This window comes from Dietzia massiliensis (assembly GCF_018390595.1).
Classification (GTDB): Bacteria; Actinomycetota; Actinomycetes; order Mycobacteriales; family Mycobacteriaceae; genus Dietzia; species Dietzia massiliensis.
Genome location: NZ_JAHBAV010000362.1, coordinates 1 through 326, shown reverse-complemented (window position 1 = coordinate 326; position 326 = coordinate 1). Strand labels below are relative to the sequence as shown.

Annotated in this window: 1 protein-coding gene; it reads left to right on the top strand. The window is 67.5% G+C overall.

Translation table 11 applies throughout. The features are described from left to right. Positions 1–32 precede the first annotated feature (32 nt). On the top strand, positions 33–326 hold a 294-nt coding region (locus tag KHA85_RS17570), incomplete at its 3' end, for an SDR family NAD(P)-dependent oxidoreductase (RefSeq protein ID WP_213186761.1).

Genomic DNA, 326 nt, shown 5'->3' with positions numbered 1-326 from the left:
CCCGGTGACCAGTTAATCGAAAGGAGCCCCCTGTGGGACGGGTAGACGGCAAAGTTGCGCTCATCAGTGGCGGTGCGCGCGGAATGGGGGCCGAGCACGCGCGGCTGCTGGCCGCCGAAGGCGCCAAGGTGGTGATCGGCGACATCCTCGACGACGAGGGCAAGGCGGTGGCCGACGAGATCGGTGACGCGGTGCGCTACGTGCACCTCGACGTCACCCAACCCGACCAGTGGGACGCCGCCGTGCAGACCGCGATCGGCGAATTCGGCAAGCTCAACGTGTTGGTTAACAACGCCGGGACCGTCGCGCTCGGCCCACTGAAGAGC